Here is a 22,757-nt window from a genome sequence, read left to right as displayed (position 1 = left end):
CTCCTCTATGAAACTAAAATTAACGTGCAATCCCCTGTACCTGTTGGGATTGATTCTGTTATTGGCTTCGGGCAATGTACGTGCCCAGTCTCCCCTCGACGTCGCCCTGCGGCACATCGACCAGACCAAAGCGGACTACAAGCTCAATGCCGCCGACCTCTCCGACTATGTAGTAACCGACCAGTATACGTCCAAGCACAACGGCATCACGCACATTTACCTCCGCCAGCGTCATCAGGGCATAGAGGTGGTGGATGCAAATATCAATATCAACATCGACCGTGAGGGCAATGTGATCAACATGGGCAACCGCTTTATACCGAATCTGCGCGGTGCCATCAAAGGAAATGCAGCAGCCCTATCTCCTGAACGGGCCGCCAATGCAGCAGCAGCGGCTCTCAAGCTCACACCCAAGCAAACCATTAAACTTAAAGAACGAAAGGCTCCTACACAGAAGCTGCCTGCCGCCGCCAAGGCCGTGGTGCTGACCGATGGAGGCATTTCGCTGGAGCCCATACCTGCCAAACTGGTATACCAGCCGATGCCGAACGGCGATGTGCGCCTGGCCTGGGAAGTGGACATCTACAACACAGATGCCCAGCACTACTGGAACATGCGCATTGACGCTGCCACCGGGCAGGTGCTGAAACAGCAGGACCTGGTTATCCACGATAATTGGGGTCTGCCTGTGGTAACCGATGACCCGCATCAGAAAATGGCCATTGTGCAGCAGAACAGACAAGGTCGCGTGGCGACGAAAGCGGAACGCCTGAAAGCACAGCAGGACTTCTATACCCAGGCTTTTGCTCCACGTAGTGTGGCAGCAGCGGCAGTTGCCTCCAGCGGTACCTATCGCATATACGATGCACCCTTCGAGACACCAAGCCACGGCGACAGAACCCTGGTAACGGGCAAGGAAAATCCGCTTGCGTCTCCGCTTGGCTGGCACAACGACGGCCTGCTGACATACACCATCACGAAAGGCAACAACGTGCACGCCTACGAAGACCGCCTCGGCGCCAATGCCGGTACCAGTCCGGACGGTGGCTTCGACCTCAACTTCGACTTTCCGCTGGACCTCTCCAAAGAGCCGGACACCTATGTAAAGGCAGCCACTACTAATCTGTTTTACTGGAACAACATCATCCATGACCTTTTTTACCTCTATGGTTTTGACGAGGCCAGCGGCAACTTTCAGCAAAAGAACTTCACAGGTGAAGGCGCTGGGCTTGACGCCGTGATGGCGGAGGCACAGGATGGCGGCGGTACTAACAACGCCAATTTCCTGACGCTGCAGGACGGCGTTCCTGGCCGCATGCAGATGTACTTGTGGACTTCTTCCGTACCTGCCAAACTGCTCCATATCACAGCCCCTTCCTCAGTTGCGGGCTCTTATACCGGGGTGCAGGCGGCCTTTGGTCCGGCGATTGATGAAAAGGGCGTATCCGGCAAGATTGTGATGGCTGACCCGGCAAATGGCTGCAACGGTGCTCCTGAGCTGCCGGCTGGCTCTGTTCCTTTGCCATTCAACAACCAGGCGGAAATCACTGGTAATATTGCCATAGTAGACCGCGGCGACTGTTCTTTCATCTCCAAGGCGCTCAATGCACAGGCTTCGGGAGCCACGGGAGTTATCGTTGTGAACAACATAGACGGTCCGGCCATGTCGATGGGCGGTGATGAAACTGGTGCGCTTGTACTCATACCTGCTATCATGATCAGCAAAGCTGACGGCGATAAACTGAAAACTGCCCTGGCCCAAGGCCTGACCGGCGCCCTGCGACTGGAAGGCGGCGTACCTCCGATGCGTGACGGTGACCTCGACAACGGCATCATCGCCCACGAGTATGGCCACGGCATCTCTACCCGCCTCACCGGTGGCCCGAGCACGCAGTGTCTGTCAGGTGCTGAACAGGGCGGCGAAGGCTGGAGCGACTTCTTTGGACTGATCATGACCATGCGGGATGGTGACACCGGTACGCAGCGTCGAGGCATCGGCACCTATGTGCTCTCAGAGGGGACCGATGGAAATGGTATCCGCCCCGCCCCTTACAGCACCGACATGGGCATCAACCCTTATACCTATAAGATGATCGCCAACCCGGAGATCTCTGTGCCGCACGGTGTGGGCTTCATTTGGGCGACGATGCTTTGGGATATGACCTGGAACCTGATCGAGGAATATGGCTACGACCCAGACCTGCACAATGGCAAAGGCGGTAACAACATTGCCCTGCAGCTGGTCATGGACGGCCTGAAACTGCAACCTTGCAGCCCCGGTTTCATCGATGCCCGTGACGCCATCCTGGCAGCTGACCGCATCAACAACGGCGGCGCCAATCAGTGCCACATCTGGCGTGCTTTCGCCAAGCGCGGCCTCGGCTACAGCGCCACCCAGGGCAGCAACAACGACCTCACCGACGGTACCGAGGCTTTTGACATGCCACCGTCTTGCGAGCCTCAGTTTGCCATAAAACTGCAAGCCACACCTTCTCCGGTAACTGACGGCGAAGAACTGACCTACAAGATCACCGTGACAAATGAAACAGCTGGTTCTGTAAACAATGTGTCTATCACTAACCCGCTGCCAGAGGGTACTGTGTTTGTACAGGAGTCAGGCACAGAAGCTCCTAAGCTGACAAAAGGTGTAGTCACTTTCAAATCGGTGAAGATGGCGCAGGGCGAGACCCTGGAGCGTACCTTCAAGGTACGCGTGAACAAAGGCACCGGCACGACCGTGTACTTCCACGACGACATGGAAAGCGGCACTGGCAAGTGGAAGACAGCCCGCGGTATTGGCCTGAGTGACTGGCAGCTAAGCACGAAGAATCCGAATAGCGGCACGAGCTCCTGGTTTGCCGTGGATCCGGACGCCTTTAGCGACCAGTACCTCACCACTGCGCAGCCGGTAACGGTCGGTGAAAATGCGCTGCTGCGCTTCTGGCATAGTTTTGCAACCGAAGACGGCTTCGACGGTGGTATAGTTGAGATCAGCACAAACAGAGGCCTCACCTGGAGCAACCTCGGCAGCAAAATGATACAGAACGGCTATAACGGGGAAATTCCGTTGCTCAACGCCTCTACTATCAGCGGGCCAGCCTTTACGGGCAACAGCGACGGATACATCCAGACCATTGTGGACCTGAGCAGTTACAAAGGACAAAACGTACTGATCCGTTTCCGCATGGGCTCCGACGTGCTCACAGGCGCCACCGGCTGGTATGTGGATGACGTGGACATTGTGTCGAATCCGACTGTGGTGAGCAGCACCGCCTACGTTACCTCCCGATTCGGAGGAGATGCCAACGCGACCACCGAAACGCTCGTGCTTAAAGCAGGCAGTCTGTCGCAGAGCAGTGTGCTCACAGCCAAAGCTGCCGAAACACGGGAGATCCTGTTCCCGAACCCAGCCCAGAATAGAATCAGTCTGAAACTGGCCGAGAATGCAATAGGCCCTGTGCTGATCACGGTTGCCAATGCCTTAGGGCAGCAGGTGGCACAACACGAGATTTCAGCTGAAGACGCAGGAAGCGGAGCAACTATACCGCTGGAGGATCTGACAAATGGCATCTATTATTTCACGGTTCAGAGTGGTGACAAGAGCAGTACCCACAAGGTGATCATCAGAAAATAACTTTATAAACCCCGAGCAAAAGCCATCCCTCTATGGGGGTGGCTTTTCTCTTTTTATACCTGACCGCAAGAATAAATACAATATACCATTTCCATATCACCCATATTCATATCATTGTATTAGAATAGTTATAAACAAATCCATAGCTTTTCAGGTTTAAAATAATGTAGGGGCTATGTTCCTCTTTATGTGATACTTAAATCTTTGATAATGGAAACGTTTTTGCCTGATATAGCTAGTTTACTCTTTTTCTTAACCTTTGCCGTTTACTCTTTCCTGGTGATTTTTATGCTGGTATGGACCTACCATGATGCGGAAAGCCGCGGTGTGATGGGATGGCTGGTAGTAGTTCCGGCTTTCATGACGGGTACCCTGCTGGGTGTAATACTTTGGCTGGTGTTCAGACCAGCTCTCAAACCGGAGCCTGTATGGGTAAGGGTTCAGGAATAATATTTTAAATGTGATTTAACTTGGAAAGCAGCCGGGTATTTGCCCGGCTGCTTTCATTTTTGCCCATCCCCATTCACTAATCTGCGTTTTATAGACTATCAAACAGATTAAGTTCGTTAATTTGCAGTATAGCCAATGAACCTATGAAGTCAATTCGCTTACTACTATACCTGTCCTTGTTCGGCGCCTCTCTCTGGCTTAGCTCCTGCAACGACTGCGAGACAACAGTAGCGCAGTTTGAAAATGGCGATAGCAGCTGGACCGTGTACAATGCCCGGGACAGCCTCCTCATGGTTGACAGTAACACACCGGATACAATTCGCGTGTTTCTGAACACACGGGTTAACTCCGACCCTATACCTGGCGACGGATTTGGCCCGGCCGATGTGTGCATTGAGCAGTACTATACCCGCCGCACCAGCGTCATGCAGCACAACAACCGCCGCTTTCCGGCTCTGACAGTAGTAGCCGTGCGCATGCCTGATTCTATCCGTGTGAGCCTGGTAGTAGCCGGCAGGGCCGAGCTTCGCATACCGGATGTAAACACGCCTGACCACGCCACCCTTCCCGTTGGCGGCGTAACTTACCAGGATGTGTTCGACCTGACAAATCCGGATAGTACGGCTACCGGCGTGCGCCGTATCCTGTTCAATCGCGAGTTTGGCTTTCTGCAGGTGGCTTATTTTAATGGCCGCACCTTTACCCGTTACGCACCTTAAGCCCTGCTCGCCTTACCAGCTAAGTTATAACAATTATTTTTGCACTGCTTGCAACGCTTTGCCTCCAAAACGACTCTTACCATTAGGTATAGCTATACCTGATATGCGACAATTAAACATTTACCTTTACTACTAATTTTCACCCTAATGACACACAGTATTAAACTTCTAGGCGTATTCATGCTGGCAACACTGCTCTTTACCTCTTGCAAAGACTGTGACACCACCACAACTCAATTTGACGAAAAGGATGTGGAATGGCTTGTGTATGATCGAAATGACACCATCCGTTTTCTGAACGAAACAGGTGACACCGTGACGTACGCCAACACAGCGCTGATAGCGGAGCAGGTACCGGGCGAAGGCTACAACATCTCCGACAATTGCATCGGCCACTTTGATGTGCAGGCTTACAGCGTGATGGAGGATATTACCAGAAGCAACACGAACACGAACGCTAGCCCGGGCATTGCTACTTATTTCCTGAAGCGTGAAAACAGCTTGGAGGTGTCGGTAGCAGTGAATGGACGCGGCGAGTATAAACTGAACCCGGGCCAGCCCACCTACCCATCTGTTGAGGTAAACGATGTGCTGTATACCGATGTGTATGAAGTGATAAACAACGACGCAAGCAAAGCGACAAACGTCAAGCGCATCCTGTTCACCAAGGAGCGCGGCTTCCTGAGCGTGGAGTTTTACAATGACAAAAAGCTGGAACTGATATTCTAGCCCCAAAAAAGAACATGCAAAAGGCCCGGTGCGAACAACACCGGGCCTTTTGGCTTTATTCAAGTGATACAAATAACTTAGGCGTACTGGGCTACACTGTCATGGTTTATGTCGTCCAATACGTCCAGTACCTGCTGCACGTGCTCAGCTGGCTTGGACAGCGAGTTGAACACATACTGCACTTCCCCTTTCTTGTCGATCACGTAGATGGCGCGGCCCGGCATGATACCGAACTTACGCGGCACCCCGTACAGGTTCCGGATCTGAGCGTCACAGTCGCTTAGCAGGGTAAAAGGCAGACGGTACACCCGCTCAAAGCGTTTGTGGGCGTCGGCCTTGTCGTAGCTGATGCACACAATCTCCGTTTCCAGATCCTGGAAGGTATCGTAGTGATCCCTGAACTCACAGGCTTGCTTGGTGCAATCAGCGGAACTGTCCTTCGGATAGAAGTACAGCACCACGTTTTTCTTCTTCAACAACTCGTAAAGTCGGAAAAACCCTCCATCCAATCGCTGCAATTCAAAATCAGGGGCTTTATCTCCAATCTTAACTACTTCTCTACTCATAATTTAAAAAAGCTACTCTCTAAAAACCTTTCCGATACCGGAAGGTTCAATTTGCAAAGTTAATACACTTCTTACTACAAAAGCCATACCTGACCTTCAATAGTTTAGCATATATTTTTTGCACAAATTTGCAGTATGCCCCGAATCAGCGTCATCATCCCCGCCTACAACGAAGAAAAATCTATTACACACGTAATCAGCGACATACCTGCCGAACTGGTACAGGAAGTGATCGTGGTGAACAATAACTCCTCGGACAGCACCTCCGAAGTTGCCCGGGCCGCCGGCGCCACGGTGCTCCACGAGCCCCGGCCCGGTTACGGCAATGCCTGCCTCACTGGTATAGCCTACACCGCCAACAAGCCCACTCAGGAGCAGCCCGACATTATTGTGTTCCTTGACGGCGACTACTCCGACTACCCCGGCGAACTGCCGCAGGTAATACAGCCTATTCTGGACGGGAAAGCAGATCTGGTGATCGGCTCGCGGGTGCTGGGGCAGCGGGAAGCAGGTGCCCTCATGCCGCAGCAGATCTTCGGCAACTGGCTGGCCACTACCCTGCTGCGCTGGCTTTATGGCGTCAGGTATACCGACCTGGGACCTTTCCGGGCCATCCGCTTCAGTACGCTGCAGCAGCTGGGCATGCGCGACCGCAACTACGGCTGGACCGTGGAAATGCAGGCGCGGGCTGCGAAGCAAAAGGTAAGGTATGCAGAAGTGCCTGTAAACTACCGCAAGCGCATCGGCGTTTCGAAAGTATCGGGTACGGTGAAGGGCTCGGTGCTGGCAGGGTATAAGATTATATTGACTATATTTAAGCTCCTGTAGCCTTAACCAGCGCCACCGCATGACAATCCCTCAGCTTCTTCTTGTTGCCGTGTATGGTCTTTGCCTGGCCTTCATCTTCTGCTACAGCCTGGTGCAGTTGCACCTCACCTACCTCTACTGGACCCGCCGGAAAACTATACCTGCACCCGGGGCTATACCTGATGAAAGCTATACCTGGCCTGCCGTGACGGTACAGCTCCCGCTCTATAACGAACGCTACGTGGTAGAGCGCCTGATTGACGCCGTGGCCGCCCTCGACTACCCCCGCCACCTGCTACAGATCCAGCTGCTCGACGACTCTACCGACGACACGAGTGAACTGATCCGGCAAAAGATGGCCCAACACGCCGGCAGCGGCCTTCAACTGGAGCACGTGCGCCGCCCTGACCGCAGCGGTTACAAAGCCGGAGCGCTGCAGTACGGCCTCCAGCAAGCCACCGGCGACTTCATTGCCATCTTCGATGCTGATTTTGTTCCACAACCTGATTTCCTGAAGCGCACTATACCTGCTTTCGATCACGGGCAGGTGGGCGTGGTGCAAACCCGCTGGGGCCACCTGAACCAGGACTACTCACTGCTTACCCGGCTGCAGGCCTTCGGGCTGGATGCGCACTTTACCGTCGAGCAGGTCGGTCGCAACAGCGGCGGGCATTTTATCAATTTCAACGGCACGGCCGGGGTATGGCGCAAAAGCTGCATTGTGGATGCCGGTGGTTGGCAGTCAGACACACTGACCGAAGACCTGGACCTAAGCTACCGCGCCCAGTTGCGGGGCTGGCATTTCCGTTACCTGCAGGGCGTAGAAGCCCCCGCCGAATTGCCTGCCGCCATGGGAGCCCTTAAGTCGCAGCAGTACCGCTGGACCAAAGGCGCTGCCGAAACTGCCCGCAAGCATCTGGGCAAGGTACTGCTCGCGCCCATGCCCTTCACTACCCGCCTGCACGCAATTTTCCACCTGCTCAACAGTAGCATCTTCGTCTGTGTGCTGCTCACGGCCCTGCTCAGCATACCGATGCTATACCTGAAACACAGCGTACCGGCGCTCGAACTGCTTTTTGCGCTGGGCTCGCTGCTGATCGTCAGTCTGCTGGCCCTGCTGGCATTTTACTGGACCTCCCTCTACCAGCAAACCGGCTCGGTATGGCATACCACCAGGCGCTTTATACCTGAGTTTTTTCTGTTTCTTTCCATGTCAATGGGGATGTCGCTGCACAACACAGTGGCGGTGCTGGAGGGCTACCTGGGCCGGAAAACGCCTTTTATCCGCACACCCAAGCACAACCTGCAGCACCGCCACGACTCCTGGCGCCAGCACGCCTATGCCATCACCAGCCTCCATCCGGTTACCTTGCTGGAGGGGCTGCTGGCGATCTATTTCGGGTATGGCATTCTGGTAGCTTTCAGGCTGCAGGATTATGGTTTACTGCCTTTTCATGCGATGCTGATGCTCGGTTTTGGTGCCGTTTTCGTATACTCGCTCAACCATAGCCGCCGCGCATGACCCTTGCCCGAAAGCACATAGCAACTTATTCCTTACTGGGGATATTGGCCCTGGTATACCTGGCGCTGGGCTATGCGACGCCTCGTGAGAACTTTACGCAGCTGCTCCTGCTCACTTTGCTGGCTTTTGGCATTTACGCCTATGTCACCAACCAGAAGCTGAACGTATGGCACGGCATCGGGGCCGGTCTCTTTTTCAGACTGCTGTTCCTCTTTGCTGTACCAGCGCTATCCGACGACTACTTCCGCTTCGTGTGGGACGGGCGTCTGCTGCTGGCCGGTGAAAATCCCTACCTATACCTGCCGGCACAGTTTGTAGGCGAAGAAGCCCCTGCTATACCTGGCCTCACGGCTGAACTGTTTTTGCTGCTCAATTCCCAGCATTACTTTTCGGTATACCCACCGGTGCTGCAAGGTGTATTCTGGCTGGCAGCTGCCCTCTCACCAGATAGCCTGACAGGCAGCATCCTGGTGATGCGGGTGATCATCCTGGCTGCCGAGACAGGCTCCATATTGCTTTTGCTACGCCTCCTGCGCCGCATGGCCCTGCCCGATCGCTACGTCCATATCTATGCCCTCAATCCGCTGGTGATCCTCGAGCTGACGGGCAACCTGCACATGGAGGCGCTGCTGATCTTTTTCCTGCTGCTCTTCCTGTACCAGCTGCACTACCAGCGCTACTTTATCGCGGCGGTGCCTTTTGCCCTGGCCGTCGGCAGCAAGCTCCTGCCGCTGATGTTCCTGCCCATTGTGTGGCGCAAGCTGGGGCTAAGACGCTTTATCAGTTTTAGTGTAGTGATGACTGCTGTTCTGTTGCTGCTCTTTCTGCCCTTGCTTTCGTGGGAGGTGCTGCACAATATCTGGCAGAGCATCGATCTGTATTTTCAGCGTTTTGAGTTCAATGCCAGCGTCTACTACCTGCTCCGCTGGCTGGGCTACCAGCTAACAGGCTACAATCAGATTGCCGTGATTGGTCCTTTGCTTTCGCTGGCAACATTTATTGCTATCCTGTCGATGGCGGCGGTGAAGAAGCTGGGCTCGGTGCGCCGACTGGCCGGCTACATGGCGGCGGCCCTCACGGTATACCTGCTGCTAGCCACCACGGTGCACCCCTGGTACATCACCACACTGGTTGCGCTGACCACCCTGAGCCACTTCCGCTACGCAACTGTCTGGAGCTGCCTGGCTATTTTCAGTTACTCCGCCTACCGCACCAGCGCCTACACTGAAAACCTGTGGCTTGTGGCCCTGGAGTATACCCTGGTCGGACTTTGGTTGCTGGCCGAGCTATACCTGTACCGACAACAGAAAAAGCACGCCAACCTGCCCCGGCAGAGTGTTGCCCAGCCCAAGTAAAAAGTAAACTTTATACCTGTCTATCACTCACCTTATGAAAAACCACTGCCAGTACGTTCCAAGTATACTTTGCGGTCTAGCGAATAAGCCACCATTGTTAGGGGTGTTGCTTATGAGCTGTCTCCTCTCCTGCCAATCTCCAAAGGCAACCAACGAGATAGCTGCTGAAAAGAAAGCCTCAGGTATAGCCGCCAATGATAGCCAGAGCTATACCTCCGGAACACTGGAGATACATAAAATAGCAGACCAGGTATACCAACACCTGTCCTTTCTGGAAACCCAAAGCTTTGGCAAAGTGCCCTGCAACGGTATGGTGGTGATTGACCAGCAGGAAGCCATCATTTTTGACACGCCGGCAACAGACCGGGCCTCCGTGGAGCTGATCGACTGGGTGGAGCAAGGCCTGGGTTGCAAAGTAAAAGCAGTTGTCGCCACGCACTTTCACGACGACTGCCTGGGCGGACTGCAGGCTTTCGAGCAACGGGGCATCCCGACTTACGCCAGCCACAGGACCATTGCCTTGGCTAAGAACAACAATACAGCCGTGCCAGCGCATGGCTTTGAGGAAGAGCTGACTTTGAAGGTCGGAAACGAAAAAGTACTGGTTCTATACCCTGGCAAGGGGCACACGCACGATAATGTAGTCGGCTATTTCCCGAAGGCGGAGACCATGTTTGGCGGCTGCCTGATCAAGGAACAGGGCGCTGGCAAAGGCAACCTGGCCGATGCCGACACGATCGCCTGGCCGCAAACGGTAGCGAAACTGAAAGCTACTTTCCCACAAGTGAAACATGTTATACCGGGGCATGGCAAAGCAGGTGGGCAACAATTGTTCGACTACACTATTCGTCTGTTTGAGCAAAAATGATATATTGCTAGAGTAATGTAGCATTTTTAACTGTGTCTTTTTCTACGCCTTGGGAGAATCAATGGCGCAGTACCCTTCGGTGTTCAACATCAAGCTTTCGAATGTCTGTAGGGTATAGGTATAGCGTTACCAAGCTGACTTTCCGCACTACGGAGCAGGCCGTCAGCGTAAGCATTTTCACATGGTTTCCAGCAAACTACAGGCCTATATGGAGCATCGACCGCTATACCGAACATCGCTTTTTAGTTGTCTTTTGGCAGTGAACGTTTTGATTAGTTGCCAATCTTCCAAAAGCACAGTTAGTACGAATCAAGTCCGTAAAGGAGAGCAGCTACAGCATGTTACCGAGCTGACAGTCGAGCAGTTTTTTCAGGTGTGGATAGCCAATCAATACCCGGTTAAGCTTGATATTAACTGCAAAGAGCTATACAAGGACGATGCCTATACTTATTTTGGCAAAAACTATGTTACTATCACAAGCATCAAACCCCGGATGTTCAAGGTCCATAACGATTCGCTGGCCCTACGATTTAGGAAGTACCAGCAAGTCGATGGGCAGTTGATCAGAATTGAATTTTGGAGAAAGGCACTTGCGCCGGCTGTTGCGGACGCCAGCCCAAACACCCCTTGCCATTACAGTTCCACCTCCTCAGGATTTAAGTACCAGCTGCACGGGGACTCAATCATCATCACAAGCAACCTGAAATATAAGTGCAACGGGAAAACTCTGCTTCAGAAAAGCTTTAAAGGCTATTACGATCTAAGCACCATGACAATGACCTTGGAATAACTTGATATTTATGGCACCAGTTAACTATATATTGCTTTATGGCCCGCGACAGGAAGATGTAACCAGTGCTGTTCAACAACTTGCTGATCTTTACTCTGAGTCTGGTTTTACCGACGGAATTACAGTAAATATGTCAACTGTCAAAGAAAATCTCTATATGCTGTATTTTTCAAATCAGCCTGATTTTGAGAGATTCAAATATTTTGTGAATTACCTGACATACCCCGAAGTTGATAATTTCAAAGCGAAGGTTCTTGGGTACTGGACAGTAACAGCAGAAGATAATCTACCCCGAAAGTATATTGGTCAAAGAGCTTTAGTCTATGTATCAGATCAGGATACAGAGGGTGACAATGTGTGTGCAGTCTTCGAGGGACATAAAAGTGCCATCAAAATGGGCTTCGCTTCCGGAGAGGAGTATCAGGTTTTAGAGGAAAAGGAGTTTTCTTTTTCTGAGCCTCTATTTGAGACACAAGACTTTTCTCCGTTAAAAACTTTCAGTCCTGACAGAAGCTATCATCAGGAAGCAACTAAGCCTGGCTGCTCCCTGATTTTGGCTATTTTTCTTGTATTTGGATCTTTTTTATTGTGGATGATAAAGTAAAAGAACTACTCTTCCCCAATATCCCTCAACGGTTCCCTCAGGAAATCATTAAATGGCTTCACAGCTTTAAAGCCCTCCAGTACCGTATTCATAAAATCCTTGCTGAGCACCACTTTGTCAGGCAGCTGCATCGTAGCGTTCCAGCTTTTGAAGCGAAGGTACTCGATGGCCGGATTGTCTTTGTCGTATCCCTTGGGCGTGGTTTTGAGTTGCTCACCCTGAATGCTGCCAAAGCGGTCTTTAAAAGAAGGCTCCTGAATGATCCGCTCCAGTTCGTCCAGATTATAATCAATTTCCTGTCGCACGGCTTTCAGGTAATCGGCAGGCGGCATCCACAGACCACCGGCCAGAAAGGAATTGTTGTTGGCGGCCAGGTGCAGGTAGTAGCCCGGCAAAATGGATTTGCGCCCCCCTTCGGCTATGTAGGCTCCGAAATGATCTTTGTAAGGTCTCTTGTCGTTAGAAAACCGCACGTCGCGGTAAATCCGGAATACGAGGTCTTTGCCCTTCTGTCCGATCGCCACAGGCTCGAAAAGCGCCATCTCCTCCATCAGTTCATCCAGAAAGCCCAGGTAGTTTTTGCGGGCGGCGTCATAGCGGGGCTTGTTTTCCTGAAACCACTCGCGGTTGTTATTTTGAGTCAGATCGGCCAGAAAAGTCAGTGTGGTTTTGTCTATCGTTGTTGCCATGGGCTGGTTTCTTCGTGCTTTTAGCGATGCATTGGGCTATTATACAGTCCTTGCGCCGGCTTTGTTTATGGCTATGCCGGATAAGCCAATTTATACCTTTCTTCCAAGCAAACCAATCAATCTTGTAAGTTGTTAAAACAGAGAGGCTAGCGTCTTATTTTTGCCGCTTGCGTACATTTAATACCACTGCTCTCTTAACGCCCATGGCACGCCTGCTTTTCATTGTTTCGCTGTTTCTGTACTCGCTCTCGGGTGTAGCCAGCGACTCTACGGAGGTATGGCTGCTTGTGCCAGACCAGAAAGAGCAACTCCGGCAGGCCATTACGCATTACCAGGGCCTGAGCGACCGCCCCTGGCATACCTTCCCCGACAAGCTGCTGCTCCGCCCCGGCGACTCCAGCCGGCACACCCCAAACCTGCGCGCCAACCTGCTCCTGACCGGCGACCTGGCCGACTCTGACACTACTGATAATTCAATGCTATATACCCGCGAGATAGCAGCGGCCGTCGTGCGTTTTCAGGCAAGGCACGCACTCAAAGCCGACAGCATTGTAGGTCCTCGCACTGTGGCTGCGCTTAATGTGCCACCCCTGCAGCGACTGCGCCAATTGCAGAACAGTCTGTACCGCTGGGAAGCCTTCAGTCGCGACTTGCCACAGCCTTACATTATTGTCAACATACCGGACTATACCTTGCGGCTGATCGACCAGAACAGCGTGCAGCTATACCTGCGCACCATCGTGGGCAAGCCAAACCTGCCCACTATCGTCAACCATACCAAGCTGCATACGATTGTTTTCAATCCCTACTGGTACATCCCCAACTCCATTGCCTCCAAAGAGATTCTGCCCCTGCTCAAACGCAATCCCGGCTACCTGAAGAGTCGTGACATGGAGCTTTTCAAACCCAAGCTGCTGGGTGGCTGGCAAAAGATAAGTCCCTGGGATGTGGATTGGAGCACCGTAAGCGCCTCGGATTTCAACTACCGGATCGTGCAGGTAACCGGTCCGCATAATGAGCTGGGGCAGATGAAGTTTCTGTTTGATACCCGCGTGAGCCAATACCTGCACGATACGAAGGACAAACACCTGTTCTCCCTCGAGAAAAGAGCCTTCAGCCATGGCTGCATCCGGCTGCAAAATCCCGAAGACCTGGCGCTATACCTGCTGCAGGAACGGAGCGGACTATCAGAAAATCGCATCGAAAAGGTGCTGGCATCTGACAAAGACGAGCAGTTCATCCGACTCAAAAAGCCGGTGCCGCTGATTATTGTGTACATGACAGCCTGGGCCGATGAGTTTTCGGTTATTCAGTTCCGGGAGGATATATATGGGTATGACAGCCTGGAGGAGATTGGGCTGGGGCAGTAGAACCTAACCCAGTTCCGGCCAGTTTTCCTGCAGGTCTTCGAGCTCGTCCACATCCGAAAGGTAGGGCAGCAAGGTATGGCTCAGGTGCAGGCGTTCTATGTCGGCGATGGTATCGGGAAAGACGTGCTCGGTACTCCAGCGTTTGTCCTGAAAGAAATCACGGTAAAGGCGCTTCATGCCGAGCAGGTAGTAACCGCCGTCCAGGGCCGGACCGATCACCACTTCATGTGTTTTCAATTCTTCGAATGCCTGGTTGATGATCTCGGGAGTAAGTTGCGGACAGTCGCTCCCGATGATGACAACCGAGGTATAGCCTTCAGCAAAAGCAGCCTCAAAAGCCTTTTTCATTTTCTCACCAAGATCACCTTCGGGGTACTGTAGCTTCTTGTGGTAGTGCTGCGCAGGCCAGAGGTCATTCTGCTCCACTTTTTCGGAGTAGTATACCACTTTATCCAGGGGCAGGTGCTGGGTGATGTCGCGGGTATGGCGGAGCAGGTGCAGGTAAATATCGAGTGCCGTTTCGGGTCCCACACTGGCTGCCAGGCGAGTTTTCACCTTGCCCAGCTCCGGGTTACGGACAAAGAGCATCAACAGGTTTTTCTCAGTCATATACTTTCTCTCCTTTGCGCAGCCATACTCCCCAGGCGCGGGTATAGCCATGCACTTTTGTAGTTTGCTCCTGCCCGTCATAAACAGGCAGTCCCTGGTTCACCCAGCCAAATAAGCCGCCGTGCAGGTTTCGCACCTGGGTATACCCTGCTGCCTGCAGCTGCTCCCCTACTTTTTCGCTGCGGTAGCCGACCGAGCAGTATAGCACGAGGGGTGTATTTGGGGGTACGTCTTCCAGGTCAGAAAGGTCAAAGTCTTCGTACCCTACATGCCGGGCCCCGGGCAGGTGACTCACCTGGTACTCGCTTTCGCTGCGGGTGTCGAGTAGTAGCGGCGCTATACCTTGTCGCAGCTGTTGCTGCACTTGACCAGCCGAAATGGTATCAACGCTGTTGCTGTAGAGCTGCCGGAGCATCAGGTTGTAAGCCGCATCGGAAGGCTGATTGCAGGCTGACAGCAGCAGGCAAAGAGATAAAACCAGGTATAGCCGATGATGCCAGGTATAGCGCATAAGCAGATCAGGTGGTAGAGCCGCCGCAACTGGAACCGGCCCCGGCCGTGCAGCCATAGCAATGCTGGTTTAGCACGATCTGTCGCTCGTCGAGCTGCTTCAGGTCAAAGTCGCGGATGTGCTGCGGCGTGCCGGGCTGTACCTTGAGCTCGAGCATCTGGTTAAAGTCGCAGTCGTACAGCGCACCGTCCCAGCCAACTGAAATGGTGTTGCGGCACATCACATTTGCCGCCGCTACAGGGTTGAAGGCCGTCACTAGCTTCTCCATATAGCTGCTGTAGTTTCCGCTCTCTATCAGGTAGTCGAGGTAGCGGCTGACCGGCAGGTTGGTGATGCAAAACAGGTTGTTGAATTCTATGTCGTAGCCACTCTTTAATCGCCGTTTAAACTCAGCCTCCAGCGATTTCTGACCTGCGGGCAGGAAAGCACCCGACGGATTGTAGACCAGGTTCAGCTCCAGGCTACTCCCCTCCTGCCCGTAGCCCACCTTGTTGAGCATCTGAAGCGCCTTAATGGATTTCTCAAACACGCCATCGCCGCGCTGGGCATCGGTTCTGGAAGCCGAGAAATATGGTAAAGAGGATACCACCTGCACCCGGTGTTTCTTGAAAAACTCCGGCAGGTCGTAGTACTTGGGATTGGCCAGGATGATGGTGAGGTTGCAGCGCACAATGACTTGCCGCCCCATCGCCGACAGTCGCTCCACAAACCAGCGGAAATCAGGGTTCATTTCCGGCGCCCCGCCTGTCAGGTCCACGGTAGTGAGTTGAGGGGATCTGGCCAGTGCATCGAGGCAGAGCTGCATCGTTGCGCGGGTCATGATCTCCTTGCGATCCGGGCCGGCGTCGACGTGGCAGTGGCGGCAGGTCTGGTTGCACATCTTGCCCACGTTCACCTGCAAAATGCTGGTGCCGGCAGGTCGCAAAGGGTATAGCTCGTGCTCGCGCAACTTGGCTCCGAAAAGTGGAAAATCGCCTTCTTCCGTTCCCGCATGCTGCAGCACCTCCAGTTGAAAAGCCGGGTTGGCAAACTGGTGCTGCTGCGCCTTCAGCGATTTAACAGGTATAGGCATGGGCTACATGGTCAGGTCCTTGATCTTGTTCATCATCTGCACGCCATGCACCAGCGCAGCGCCTCCTTTTATGGCGGCAGCCACGTGCACGGCTTCCATCATCTGGTTTTCGTCAGCACCTTTCTCCAGACAGTCAGAGGTATAGGCATCAATGCAGTAAGGGCACTGCACGGCGTGTGACACGGCCAGGGCGATCAGGGCTTTTTCGCGCTCGGTCAGGGCGCCTTCTTTGAATACCTCACCGTAATAATCGAAAAACTTGCGGCCCATCTCTGGCTGCAACTCACTGATGTTCCCGAATTTCTTCAGGTCCGCCGGATTGTAATACGTATTATCCATAGAAAAATAAAGTCTTATTTACCTTAAAGGTAACAAGAAACTAAGACTCCTGTTTGGTTAGCTCAGAATAGCGCTGAGTTGCCTGTGCAGATGATGGTATACGGGGAGGATGTTCAATTGGCGGGAAAGGTCGGCTCCGCTTCCTGCTTCGGTCTTTTCGTCGAGCACCGTCAAGCTGCCCATGCTGGCCTGCATGCGGTAGCCATAGAGCACGAGTTCGTTCAGCAGTTCGTCGGTTTGCCAGTTGAGCATGGCCAGTGCCTCGGGGTCGAAGCAGTCGATGTGCAGGCCTACCAGGTAAGCACCGCCATTTGTACCGGGTCCCACGACCATGCGGCCTTTACTAAGCGCATCCTGGGCCAGCAGCAGGTCAGCCGGGGTCAGGTCCACGCAGTCGGCTCCGATGCAGATCACACGCTGGTAGCCCATGGAGTAAACTTCCTGAAAGGCATTGGCCAGGCGCTCCCCGAAATTGCTTCCCTCCTGCCGCTCCGGGTAGATCACCACCAGCGGGATACCGGAACCCTTGGCCACAAACAAGGTATGCTGCAACAGCAGGTCGGCCGCTTGCTTGTTCAGTTCAGGGCCATGCTCCTCAGTGAACGTTTTAAAGCGGATCTGCTGCTCAGGCATCTGGGCAAACAGCAAAATGACGGTATCGTGTTGGAGCGTATTCAAAAGAATAATTTAAAATAAAGAGTTTTTATTTCTGGAGTAAAATCCATTCTAAACTCTAGTGGAAGGCAATTTAGTAAGAAACAATCTATAAAAAAGGGAATATTTGCGAAAGAAGTAACAATATCCGCAAAATCCCGCAAATAGAACTTTAACAACACAATATTTAACCCTTTTTTTATCAGTTTATTGTCTCCGGCAGCATAAATAGTCCGGCAACCGTATATTTACAGCACATCTTACCTAGAATCTGAAACAAATGGCGATACAAACAATAAATCCTGCAACCAACGAAGTAATCAAAACATTTGAGGAGCATACTTCCGATCAGGTGCAGCAGAAACTGAAAGCAGCCGATGAGGCTTTTCAGCAATGGAAAAACACCGGTTTTGAGGAAAGAGCCCGCCTGATGAACCGCTGTGCTGACATTTTGGAAGAGGAAGCTGAAAAGTACGGGCGCATTATCACACTGGAAATGGGCAAACCACTGAAGGATGCCATATCCGAAGTACAGAAATGCGCCAAGGTGTGCCGTTACTATGCCGAACACGCTGCTGAATTCCTGAAAGACGAGGAGGTCGAGTCCGGTGCCAGCCGTAGCCTGATCGCTTACCAACCGCTGGGGGTGGTGTTGGCCGTGATGCCTTGGAATTTCCCATTCTGGCAGGTTTTCCGTTTCCTGGCCCCTGCCCTGATGGCGGGCAACGCAGGCGTACTCAAACATGCCTCCAACGTGCCGCAGTGTGCCTTGGCCATTGAAGAGATCATCCATAAGGCAGGTTTTCCGAAGGATGTCTTCCATACCCTGCTCATTGGCTCAAAGGCAGTAGATGCGATCATCGAAAATACCATTGTAAAGGCCGTGACCCTGACCGGCAGTGAAGGCGCTGGCTCTAAAGTAGCCGAAAAAGCGGGCAGCGAGATCAAGAAAACGGTACTCGAACTGGGCGGCAGTGATCCGTTTATCATCCTCGAAGATGCTGACCTCGAAGCCGCCGCCACTACTGCCGTAAAATCGCGCATGGTCAATACGGGCCAGAGCTGCATTGCAGCCAAGCGCTTCATTGTAGTGGAAGGTATAGCCGATGCTTTCCTGAAGAGGATGAAGGAGAAAATGCAGACCCTCCGTACCGGCGATCCGCTCACCGAAGACTGTGATTATGGTCCGATGGCCCGCCAAGACCTGGCCGAGGAACTGGAGCAGCAGGTACAGGAATCTATCCGGAAAGGCGCCAAAGTCGTGCTGGAAGGTGGCCACGAAAAAGGCTCCGCCTACTTCAAGCCGATGATCATCCAGGATCCGAAGCCCGGCTCTCCTGCCTACGAAGGCGAATTGTTTGGCCCGGTAGCCATCGCGTTTGTGGTGAAAGACGAAGCAGAAGCTATCAAAATAGCAAACGACCATAAGTACGGCCTGGCCGGTACTGTATTTACCAGTGATCAGGAACGTGGCTTGCGTGTAGCGCGACAGGTCGAGACCGGTGCCATGTTCGTCAACGCCATGGTCGCCTCAACCCCCGAAATGCCTTTCGGCGGCATTAAAAAATCAGGCTACGGCCGCGAGCTCTCCTACATCGGTATCCGGGAGTTTACCAACCAGAAGAGTATCTGGGTGGGTTAGGGATTGAGTGAATGAGTGATTGAGTGAATTAGGGAGTAGTTAAATTGTTGATCGTTTTATTATGAACAATTTAAGAGAAGCCACTAAGGCGAGGTATGGTCAGCTGGAGAACCCAAGACAGCAAATCACGCTCTTAAGCCCTTTGATTCACACCATTAACAATTTAGCCATTTAACAATTAACCGTTCAATATCAATCACTAATTCAAAAATTAAGCGTACCCCACCAGCTTATATATCACAAAGCCCGTCACTTCGTGGATGATGCGGTGCCAGAGGCGGAAGGCGTCGGGATTAGGTATAAGCAGCTCATCAGGGGTATAGCGGATTTCGGAGGTATAGAAATCGGTCGGGAAAACATCGGTGGCTATACCTGCTTTGTCGAAGCAGGCTTTGGAGCGGCGCATGTGAAAGGCGGATGTCACGAGCAGGCGGCGCTGCAGCTCCGGGTGCTTCTGCAGCACATCTCCGGTGAAGATGGCATTCTGGTAGGTATTGTCGCTGCGAGTCTCGATGATGATGTCCTCTTGCGGCACACCTGCCAGCAACAGGATTTCCTGCAGCATCTCCGCTTCCGGCCTGCGGTCTAAGGCAACGGTGCCGATACCTCCCGTGATCAGAAACTTATCGACCTTGCCCATGCGGTAGAGCTTGAGCGGATGCAGAAAGCGGTCTGCCCCTTTGTTCGTATGCACCCGGTCATCAGCAAAGCCAATGGCCTGAGTCACACCCGTCAGAATGATAGCCACGTCATAATTTTCCACTTGCACCAGCGGCACCGCTTCCAGCTCCCAGGCCCGCATGGTAACATTCGCCAGAAAAGGGTTCGAGAAAACCAGCAGCAGCACCGTAGCTGTCACCAACGTAATGCGTCGCCACTTGGCAGATTTCAGGAAGATGGCCAGCAGCAGCAGTATGGCAATCCAGATAATGGGCATCAGGAAATACTGCAGCAGCTTCGAAAGGACAAAAAACATAAGGGTTTCAGGTATAGCAGACGCCGCAAAGGTATAAAAGGCATTGCATCCCTGAAAGGCTATACCTTAAAAGAGCCTTCTGAAGATCCAGAGCAGCAAAGAGAGTAGAATACTCACCAGGATCATACTCGTAATGGGCATGTAAAATTTGAAATTCTCCCGCTCCACCCGAATATCACCGGGCAAGTTGCCAAACCACCCCAGTTTATCCCCGGCCAACCAGACGATAAGCCCGATCACCACGATCACGACCCCGATAATGATAATGTATTTTCCGATTGGCTGCATTTTCTGACGCTTAATGGTATAATGCCTTAGTTTACGGCAAAGCAAGTTTAGGGATTTAGAGCCTAAAAGCGTAAATTTGAATGTTAGAGTCACCCTAAAATTACCCTATACCTTGAAAGTTTGCATTGCTGAGAAACCGAGTGTTGCACGTGAGATTGCCCAGGTAATTGGAGCCAAAACCCGTAAGGATGGCTATTACGAAGGCAACGGCTACCAGGTCACCTGGACGTTCGGCCACTTTTGCACGCTGCGCGAGCCCGACGACTACCGCCCCGAGTGGAAGCGCTGGAGCCTCTATGATCTGCCTATGCTTCCCGAAAGGTATGGCATCAAATTGATGCAGGACAAGGGTGTGGTGCAGCAGTTCAACATCATCAAAAAGCTGCTCGACAATGCCGAGGAGGTGATCAACTGCGGTGACGCCGGACAGGAAGGGGAAGTGATACAGCGCTGGGTGCTCACCGAGGCTAACTATCGTAAACCTTTCAAGCGTCTCTGGATCTCATCGCTTACCGAGGATGCCATCCGCCAGGGTTTTGCCCGCTTGCGTGAAGGCTCCGAATTCGACTCGCTCTACCAGGCCGGCAAAAGTCGCGCCATCGGAGACTGGCTACTTGGCCTGAACGCCACCCGACTCTTCACGCTCAAGTATGCGCAGGGACGGCAGACGCTCTCTATCGGACGGGTGCAGACCCCTACCCTCGCCATGATCGTGAACCGTCATCACGAGATCGCCAATTTCGTACCGCAGCCCTTTTGGGAGCTCAAGACGGTATACCGCGAAACAACTTTTTCGAGCACCAACGGCCGCTTCCACAAAGAGGAAGAAGGTCAGCAGATATTGGAAGCCATCCAAAAAGATGAGCTCACCATCACGGATATCGAAACCAAGAAAGGTACCGAGAGTCCGCCTAAGCTGTTTGACCTGACCTCGCTGCAGATCGAGTGCAATAACAAGCTGAGCATGTCGGCCGACGAAACGCTCAAAACCATTCAGAGCCTCTACGAGAAGAAAGTGGTGTCCTACCCGCGTGTAGATACCGTGTTCTTGCCGGATGACATCTACCCTAAGATTCCGGGCATCCTGCAGGGTCTAAGTGGCTACCAACAGGAAGTCGCGCCGCTGCTTCAAAGCAAGATCCGGAAGAGCAAGAAGGTCTTCAACAACAATAAAGTAACCGACCACCACGCCATTATACCGACCGGTGCACAAGCCAGTTTGTATGGTCGTGAGGCGGATGTATACGACATCATCACGCGTCGCTTCCTGGCTGCCTTCTACCCCGACTGTATCGTGAGCAACACGACAGTCATGGCGGAGTCGGCAGGCTATACCTTCCGGGTGCGAGGCAAGCAGATCCTGGAGCCAGGCTGGCGCGTGCTTTATGGTGCTGATGATGTAAAGTCGGATAGCAGCACGGGCAAGGATGGGAATAAAGAGGAAGAGGAAACAGCCGGCATACTACCCAACTTCGAAAAAGGTGAGCACGGTCCGCATGCGCCGCTGCTTGACAAGAAATGGACGAACCCGCCAAAGGAGTATACTGAAGCGACCCTGCTTCGTGCCATGGAAACAGCTGGCCGGCAGATAGACGATGAAGAACTGAAAGAAGCACTGAAAGAAAACGGCATTGGGCGTCCTTCCACCCGTGCAGCCATTATCGAAACGTTGTTCAAGCGTCAGTATATCCGCAAAGACAAAAAGAAGATTATACCCACCCAGATGGGCATCGACCTGATCGGCGTGATTCGTAACCAGACCCTGAAGTCGGCCGAGATGACCGGGCAGTGGGAGCGTAAGCTGCGCCAGATCGAAGGAGGCTCTTTTAAAGCGGAGGCATTTCTGCAGGAGTTGCAGGAGTTTGTGGTGAGTCTGGTGCAGGAGGTGAAGTACGATAAAGCCACCGTAACCATGGAGGCGCAGCCGGAGCCTGCCCCCGCTAAAGGAGGAACTGCCAAAAAACCGAAAGCCGCCACAGAGGCAATACCTGGCAAAGGCCTTGGCGCATGCCCGGCCTGCGGCGAGGGTCACATCCTGAAAGGCTCCAAGGCTTACGGCTGCATCCGCTTTAAGGAAGGCTGTCGTTTCCTGATCCCGATTGAGCAACAGGGGAAGTCCCTCACCGACAAACAGATCACAGCCTTGCTCAGCAAAGGCAAGACGCCAGTGATCAAAGGATTTAAAGACGAGCAAGGGAACAGCTTCGATGCCACTCTCAGGCTGGATGGTAACAAGCAGCTGGTATTGGAGAAAGCGGAGAAAACACCCGAGGCAGACCCTTTCGCTACATGCCCACGGTGTCAGCAGGGCAGCATGCTCAAAGGCAAGACGGCCTATGGTTGCAGTCGCTTCCGGGAGGGCTGCCAGTTTGTAGTACCTTTCGAGATGGGTGGCAAGCAGCTTACTGATAAACAGATCGGCACTTTACTCACTAAAGGCAAAACTGGCAAGATCAAAGGCTTCACCTCAGCCAAGACCGGCAACAGCTTTGACGCTGCGCTTACCATCAACGACAACTGGCAGGTCGTTTACCTGCTGAACTAACCAGCACAAGATCTATAG

Annotated in this window: 22 protein-coding genes; 13 read left to right on the top strand and 9 right to left on the bottom strand. The window is 52.9% G+C overall.

The features are described from left to right. Positions 1 to 7 precede the first annotated feature (7 nt). The 4 genes from BW972_RS14180 to BW972_RS14165 all read left to right on the top strand — a co-directional run bounded on the left by BW972_RS14180 (position 8) and on the right by BW972_RS14165 (position 5,532). Positions 8 to 3,634, top strand: coding sequence for a T9SS-dependent M36 family metallopeptidase (locus BW972_RS14180; RefSeq protein WP_076422607.1), 3,627 nt, complete (start codon positions 8 to 10; stop codon positions 3,632 to 3,634). 210 nt (positions 3,635 to 3,844) lie between these two features. Further along, positions 3,845 to 4,084 carry a hypothetical protein gene (locus tag BW972_RS14175; RefSeq protein ID WP_007658453.1) on the top strand — a complete coding sequence of 80 codons (240 nt, stop codon included), beginning with the start codon at positions 3,845 to 3,847 and terminating at the stop codon, positions 4,082 to 4,084. Between the two features lie 143 nt (positions 4,085 to 4,227). After that, complete coding sequence (locus BW972_RS14170) at positions 4,228 to 4,803, top strand: hypothetical protein (RefSeq protein WP_143732094.1); 576 nt, start codon at positions 4,228 to 4,230, stop codon at positions 4,801 to 4,803. A 147-nt stretch (positions 4,804 to 4,950) separates the two neighbouring features. After that, positions 4,951 to 5,532: a hypothetical protein gene (locus BW972_RS14165; protein WP_143732092.1), complete on the top strand. Its 582-nt coding sequence runs from the start codon at positions 4,951 to 4,953 to the stop codon at positions 5,530 to 5,532. A 77-nt stretch (positions 5,533 to 5,609) separates the two neighbouring features. On the opposite strand, the gene BW972_RS14160 is transcribed toward BW972_RS14165, so the two are convergent. After that, positions 5,610 to 6,098 carry a peroxiredoxin gene (locus tag BW972_RS14160; protein ID WP_007658458.1) on the bottom strand — a complete coding sequence of 163 codons (489 nt, stop codon included), beginning with the start codon at positions 6,096 to 6,098 and terminating at the stop codon, positions 5,610 to 5,612. Positions 6,099 to 6,233: 135 nt separating this feature from the next. Here BW972_RS14160 and BW972_RS14155 point away from each other — a divergent pair, with 135 nt between their 5' ends. The 6 genes from BW972_RS14155 (at position 6,234) to BW972_RS14130 (ending at position 12,044) form a co-directional block, all read left to right on the top strand. After that, the gene (locus tag BW972_RS14155) at positions 6,234 to 6,926 is read left to right on the top strand and encodes a glycosyltransferase family 2 protein (RefSeq protein WP_076422606.1); all 693 of its coding nucleotides are present in this window, start codon (positions 6,234 to 6,236) and stop codon (positions 6,924 to 6,926) included. A 19-nt stretch (positions 6,927 to 6,945) separates the two neighbouring features. Beyond that, positions 6,946 to 8,427, top strand: a complete 1,482-nt coding sequence (locus BW972_RS14150; RefSeq protein WP_076422605.1) for a cellulose synthase family protein — start codon at positions 6,946 to 6,948, stop codon at positions 8,425 to 8,427. After that, complete coding sequence (locus BW972_RS14145; RefSeq protein WP_076422604.1) at positions 8,424 to 9,782, top strand: MptA/MptB family glycosyltransferase; 1,359 nt, start codon at positions 8,424 to 8,426, stop codon at positions 9,780 to 9,782. Before BW972_RS14150 ends, BW972_RS14145 begins: the two co-directional genes overlap by 4 nt. Positions 9,783 to 9,894: 112 nt before the next feature. After that, on the top strand, positions 9,895 to 10,650 hold the full coding sequence (gene bla / locus BW972_RS14140) for a subclass B1 metallo-beta-lactamase (RefSeq protein ID WP_143732090.1): 756 nt from the start codon (positions 9,895 to 9,897) through the stop codon (positions 10,648 to 10,650). A 181-nt stretch (positions 10,651 to 10,831) separates the two neighbouring features. Further along, on the top strand, positions 10,832 to 11,440 hold the full coding sequence (locus tag BW972_RS14135; protein WP_007658462.1) for a hypothetical protein: 609 nt from the start codon (positions 10,832 to 10,834) through the stop codon (positions 11,438 to 11,440). 10 nt (positions 11,441 to 11,450) lie between these two features. Next, entirely contained in the window at positions 11,451 to 12,044 is a 594-nt protein-coding gene (locus tag BW972_RS14130) for a hypothetical protein (protein ID WP_076422602.1), read from the top strand. Positions 12,045 to 12,049: 5 nt separating this feature from the next. Here BW972_RS14130 and BW972_RS14125 read toward each other — a convergent pair whose 3' ends face one another. Next, on the bottom strand, positions 12,050 to 12,733 hold the full coding sequence (locus tag BW972_RS14125) for a DUF2461 domain-containing protein (protein ID WP_007658465.1): 684 nt from the start codon (positions 12,731 to 12,733) through the stop codon (positions 12,050 to 12,052). Between the two features lie 203 nt (positions 12,734 to 12,936). Between BW972_RS14125 and BW972_RS14120 the strand changes: the two genes are divergently transcribed. Beyond that, positions 12,937 to 14,103, top strand: a complete 1,167-nt coding sequence (locus BW972_RS14120) for a L,D-transpeptidase family protein (RefSeq protein ID WP_076422601.1) — start codon at positions 12,937 to 12,939, stop codon at positions 14,101 to 14,103. Positions 14,104 to 14,106: 3 nt separating this feature from the next. Here BW972_RS14120 and BW972_RS14115 read toward each other — a convergent pair whose 3' ends face one another. The 5 genes from BW972_RS14115 to BW972_RS14095 are packed head-to-tail and all read right to left on the bottom strand — an operon-like array spanning position 14,107 to position 17,312. Next, positions 14,107 to 14,712 carry a TIGR04282 family arsenosugar biosynthesis glycosyltransferase gene (locus BW972_RS14115; protein ID WP_076422600.1) on the bottom strand — a complete coding sequence of 202 codons (606 nt, stop codon included), beginning with the start codon at positions 14,710 to 14,712 and terminating at the stop codon, positions 14,107 to 14,109. After that, positions 14,705 to 15,280 carry a rhodanese-like domain-containing protein gene (locus BW972_RS14110; protein WP_234986389.1) on the bottom strand — a complete coding sequence of 192 codons (576 nt, stop codon included), beginning with the start codon at positions 15,278 to 15,280 and terminating at the stop codon, positions 14,705 to 14,707. Before BW972_RS14110 ends, BW972_RS14115 begins: the two co-directional genes overlap by 8 nt. After that, positions 15,231 to 16,295, bottom strand: coding sequence for an arsenosugar biosynthesis radical SAM (seleno)protein ArsS (arsS, locus tag BW972_RS14105; protein ID WP_076422598.1), 1,065 nt, complete (start codon positions 16,293 to 16,295; stop codon positions 15,231 to 15,233). Before arsS ends, BW972_RS14110 begins: the two co-directional genes overlap by 50 nt. A 3-nt stretch (positions 16,296 to 16,298) precedes the next feature. Further along, the gene (locus BW972_RS14100; protein ID WP_076422597.1) at positions 16,299 to 16,634 is read right to left on the bottom strand and encodes an arsenosugar biosynthesis-associated peroxidase-like protein; all 336 of its coding nucleotides are present in this window, start codon (positions 16,632 to 16,634) and stop codon (positions 16,299 to 16,301) included. Between the two features lie 57 nt (positions 16,635 to 16,691). Next, positions 16,692 to 17,312: a TIGR04282 family arsenosugar biosynthesis glycosyltransferase gene (locus tag BW972_RS14095; protein WP_007651954.1), complete on the bottom strand. Its 621-nt coding sequence runs from the start codon at positions 17,310 to 17,312 to the stop codon at positions 16,692 to 16,694. A gap of 256 nt (positions 17,313 to 17,568) precedes the next feature. On the opposite strand from BW972_RS14095, the gene BW972_RS14090 reads away from it, so the two are divergent. Next, positions 17,569 to 18,930, top strand: coding sequence for an NAD-dependent succinate-semialdehyde dehydrogenase (locus tag BW972_RS14090; RefSeq protein WP_076422596.1), 1,362 nt, complete (start codon positions 17,569 to 17,571; stop codon positions 18,928 to 18,930). Between the two features lie 211 nt (positions 18,931 to 19,141). Here the strand turns inward: BW972_RS14090 and BW972_RS14085 are convergent, their stop codons facing one another. Next, positions 19,142 to 19,906 (bottom strand): YdcF family protein, encoded by a 765-nt coding sequence (locus tag BW972_RS14085; RefSeq protein ID WP_076422595.1) that lies wholly within the window; start codon positions 19,904 to 19,906, stop codon positions 19,142 to 19,144. 66 nt (positions 19,907 to 19,972) lie between these two features. Continuing rightward, complete coding sequence (locus tag BW972_RS14080; protein ID WP_007651962.1) at positions 19,973 to 20,194, bottom strand: DUF2905 domain-containing protein; 222 nt, start codon at positions 20,192 to 20,194, stop codon at positions 19,973 to 19,975. A gap of 112 nt (positions 20,195 to 20,306) precedes the next feature. On the opposite strand from BW972_RS14080, the gene BW972_RS14075 reads away from it, so the two are divergent. After that, entirely contained in the window at positions 20,307 to 22,739 is a 2,433-nt protein-coding gene (locus tag BW972_RS14075; RefSeq protein ID WP_076422594.1) for a type IA DNA topoisomerase, read from the top strand. The last annotated feature ends 18 nt before the right edge of the window (positions 22,740 to 22,757 follow it).

The sequence above is a fragment of the Pontibacter lucknowensis genome (assembly GCF_900156415.1).
Taxonomy (GTDB): domain Bacteria; phylum Bacteroidota; class Bacteroidia; order Cytophagales; family Hymenobacteraceae; genus Pontibacter; species Pontibacter lucknowensis.
Note: the sequence above shows the minus strand (reverse complement) of the source record. Positions and strands in the feature narration are given on the sequence as shown.

What these genes read in the sequence shown, in the direction of transcription:
- BW972_RS14135 (WP_007658462.1), top strand. Translation starts at nt 10,832, where the DNA reads ATGGTTTCCAGCAAACTACAGGCCTATATGGAGCATCGACCGCTATAC.
- BW972_RS14130 (WP_076422602.1), top strand. Translation starts at nt 11,451, where the DNA reads ATGGCACCAGTTAACTATATATTGCTTTATGGCCCGCGACAGGAAGAT.
- BW972_RS14170 (WP_143732094.1), top strand. Translation starts at nt 4,228, where the DNA reads ATGAAGTCAATTCGCTTACTACTATACCTGTCCTTGTTCGGCGCCTCT.
- BW972_RS14080 (WP_007651962.1), bottom strand. Translation starts at nt 20,194, where the DNA reads ATGCAGCCAATCGGAAAATACATTATCATTATCGGGGTCGTGATCGTG.
- BW972_RS14115 (WP_076422600.1), bottom strand. Translation starts at nt 14,712, where the DNA reads ATGACTGAGAAAAACCTGTTGATGCTCTTTGTCCGTAACCCGGAGCTG.
- BW972_RS14110 (WP_234986389.1), bottom strand. Translation starts at nt 15,280, where the DNA reads ATGGCTGCACGGCCGGGGCCGGTTCCAGTTGCGGCGGCTCTACCACCT.
- arsS (WP_076422598.1), bottom strand. Translation starts at nt 16,295, where the DNA reads ATGCCTATACCTGTTAAATCGCTGAAGGCGCAGCAGCACCAGTTTGCC.
- BW972_RS14125 (WP_007658465.1), bottom strand. Translation starts at nt 12,733, where the DNA reads ATGGCAACAACGATAGACAAAACCACACTGACTTTTCTGGCCGATCTG.
- BW972_RS14100 (WP_076422597.1), bottom strand. Translation starts at nt 16,634, where the DNA reads ATGGATAATACGTATTACAATCCGGCGGACCTGAAGAAATTCGGGAAC.
- BW972_RS14155 (WP_076422606.1), top strand. Translation starts at nt 6,234, where the DNA reads ATGCCCCGAATCAGCGTCATCATCCCCGCCTACAACGAAGAAAAATCT.
- BW972_RS14150 (WP_076422605.1), top strand. Translation starts at nt 6,946, where the DNA reads ATGACAATCCCTCAGCTTCTTCTTGTTGCCGTGTATGGTCTTTGCCTG.
- BW972_RS14085 (WP_076422595.1), bottom strand. Translation starts at nt 19,906, where the DNA reads ATGTTTTTTGTCCTTTCGAAGCTGCTGCAGTATTTCCTGATGCCCATT.
- BW972_RS14160 (WP_007658458.1), bottom strand. Translation starts at nt 6,098, where the DNA reads ATGAGTAGAGAAGTAGTTAAGATTGGAGATAAAGCCCCTGATTTTGAA.
- BW972_RS14180 (WP_076422607.1), top strand. Translation starts at nt 8, where the DNA reads ATGAAACTAAAATTAACGTGCAATCCCCTGTACCTGTTGGGATTGATT.
- BW972_RS14090 (WP_076422596.1), top strand. Translation starts at nt 17,569, where the DNA reads ATGGCGATACAAACAATAAATCCTGCAACCAACGAAGTAATCAAAACA.
- BW972_RS14145 (WP_076422604.1), top strand. Translation starts at nt 8,424, where the DNA reads ATGACCCTTGCCCGAAAGCACATAGCAACTTATTCCTTACTGGGGATA.
- bla (WP_143732090.1), top strand. Translation starts at nt 9,895, where the DNA reads ATGAGCTGTCTCCTCTCCTGCCAATCTCCAAAGGCAACCAACGAGATA.
- BW972_RS14120 (WP_076422601.1), top strand. Translation starts at nt 12,937, where the DNA reads ATGGCACGCCTGCTTTTCATTGTTTCGCTGTTTCTGTACTCGCTCTCG.
- BW972_RS14175 (WP_007658453.1), top strand. Translation starts at nt 3,845, where the DNA reads ATGGAAACGTTTTTGCCTGATATAGCTAGTTTACTCTTTTTCTTAACC.
- BW972_RS14165 (WP_143732092.1), top strand. Translation starts at nt 4,951, where the DNA reads ATGACACACAGTATTAAACTTCTAGGCGTATTCATGCTGGCAACACTG.